Genomic DNA, 2,307 nt, shown 5'->3' on the forward strand with positions numbered 1-2,307 from the left:
ATCGAGGGCGACCACGCCCTTGTAGACCAGAAACGGCATCGGGTTGTTCGGCACGAGGCCGTCGTCGGCGAAGACGATGGTGGCGGGTTCGATTTTTTCGCGGACGATCGACATGACAATCTCCTCCTTAACGAAACCAACCAGCCGCAACCCTTCGCGTTCCCTTCTCACGAAGAACCCTCGACTAAACGGGCTGCCGTCTCTGGCGTTCCTTCCGCGGCTAGATCCGAAACTTCATCAACTCTTCCTTGAACTTGAGCCCGTGGCCGGGCCGCTCCGGCGCCGTGATCATGCCGTCCTTGATCGCGGGCGGATCGACCCAGAGATCGTCGAGCAGCCCCATGTTCTCGCACCAGATCCCGTTCGGGATCGAAGCGAGCAGATGCACGTTCAACTCGGGAAACAGATGCGGCGCGATGGTGACGCCCCAGGTGTCGGCGAGCGTTGCGATCTTGCGCAGGTCGGTCATGCCGCCCCGCATCGGATCGGGCTGCAGGATCGGCAGGCAGGGATCGAGGAAGAACGGCCGCAGGTCGTAACGCGTGAAATGGGTCTCGCCGCCGACCACCCGCATGTCGAGCGACGCTGCGATGCGCTGATAGCCGGCGAAATCATCGGCCGGCACCGGCTCCTCGAGCCAGTAGATGTCGTACTTCTCGAACTTGCGGCCCATCTCGATCGCCACATCCGCGCTCCAGCCCATGTTGACGTCGATCATGATGTCGATGTCGGGCCCCACCGCCTCGCGCATGCGGCGCACATTGTCGAGATCCTCGGCAGGCGTGCGGACATGGGCGACCTGCATCTTGATCGCCTTGTAGCCCTGCTTCACGTAGTGCAGCGCCTTCTCGATCATGCCATCGCCGCCGGCACCGCGGAAGCAACCCGAGCCGTAGATCGGGATCTCCGAGCGGTAATGGCCCCACAGCCGGTGCAGCGGCAGTCCGGCGCGTTTTCCCATTGCGTCCCATAGCGCGATGTCGAGCGCCGACATCGCCATCGCGGTGATGCCGCCGCGGCCATAGGTCATGGTCGCGGTCCAGAGATCGCGCCAGATCGCCTCGATGGCGGTTGAGTCCTTGCCGTTGACCCGCGGGATGACGCACTCCTCGAGACAGGCCGCGATCGACTTCATCCCGGGGCGGAACAGAAACAGATAGCCCATCCCGGTGATGCCGCCCGCCGTCTCGACGTCGCAGATCAGGATGTCGCGCGTCTGGCCCAGCGCGTGGCCCTTGAGCCAGGGGTCATCTGCCCAGGGCAGGCGCAGCATCGTCACGCGGACGTCACGAATGGTCATGTCGGAGTTGGTCATTGCGGCGTTTCCTCGGTCCGGAGCAACGGAAATTCAACCACAGAAGGCGGCCGCTGATCCAGCGCCGTCCAACACGCGCGCAATGCGCCGACAACGATGCCGCTATGCGGCCGTCGGAATCTCGAAAACAAGGCAGGTGGTGGTGGCGTGCGCCAATAGATAGCCGCCCTCTGGCGTCGGTGATCCGCGCTTCCGCGGTGGCGGCGCGGCGGCCGACATTGAGCACCTTGCCTTCGGTGCGCACCGTGCCGGTTTTGGTGCTCATGCCGCGGATGAAGGAGATCTTGAACTCCAGCGTGCTGTAGCCCGCACCCGGCGGCAGCATGGAATGCACCGCGAGCCCCATCGCTGAACCCAAGAGGATCGCGGCGTAGCCGCCATGCACCGAACCGATCGGGTTGTAATGATGAATGGTCGGCAGGCTGTGCATCGCGACCATGCCGGGCACGGCGGCGCAGTCGAACGGCTCGACGCCCTGCATGATCGGCGGCTGCGGTAGCGTTCCATCGAAGATACCACGGACGACATCGATCCCGGCCATCGAGGCCATGGCCTCGACCGGCATGACGCCGTAGCCGGGCCTGAGAGCGGTCTGATCGTCCATGGTCGCGTCATGGTCATTTTAGATGATGACGATCATATCAAACGAGCGGAGCGGGACAAGTCTCGCTCGTTCCGGCTGTCTTTCCCGATAAAACGGGGGACGTTACGCCTTCTTCCGCTCGCGCATCAGATCGGCGAAGCGGTCGAACAGATAGTGCGAGTCGCGGGGGCCCGGCGAGGCCTCGGGGTGGTACTGCACGGAAAATACCGGCCTGCCGTCGAGCGCAATGCCGCAATTGGAGCCGTCGAACAGCGAGATGTGGGTCTGCGTCGCGCCCTTCGGCAGAGTCGCCTGGTCGACGGCGAAGCCGTGGTTCATCGAGGTGATCTCGACCTTGCCGGTGGTCTCGTCCTTCACCGGATGGTTGGCGCCGTGATGGCCCTGGTGC

General features: G+C 63.9%; 1 protein-coding gene and 2 pseudogenes. All 3 read right to left on the minus strand.

Annotation, left to right across the window (positions count from 1 at the left end; genetic code table 11):
- Positions 1–220 precede the first annotated feature (220 nt).
- Positions 221–1,315: a mandelate racemase/muconate lactonizing enzyme family protein gene (locus tag JOY90_RS03940; protein WP_291689857.1), complete on the minus strand. Its 1,095-nt coding sequence runs from the start codon at positions 1,313–1,315 to the stop codon at positions 221–223.
- A gap of 102 nt (positions 1,316–1,417) precedes the next feature.
- Positions 1,418–1,919, minus strand: a pseudogene (locus JOY90_RS03945) (PaaI family thioesterase).
- Between the two features lie 102 nt (positions 1,920–2,021).
- Positions 2,022–2,307: pseudogene (locus JOY90_RS03950) on the minus strand (carbamoyl phosphate synthase small subunit); the annotation flags it as partial.

This window comes from Bradyrhizobium sp. (assembly GCF_019242285.1).
GTDB lineage: Bacteria > Pseudomonadota > Alphaproteobacteria > Rhizobiales > Xanthobacteraceae > Bradyrhizobium.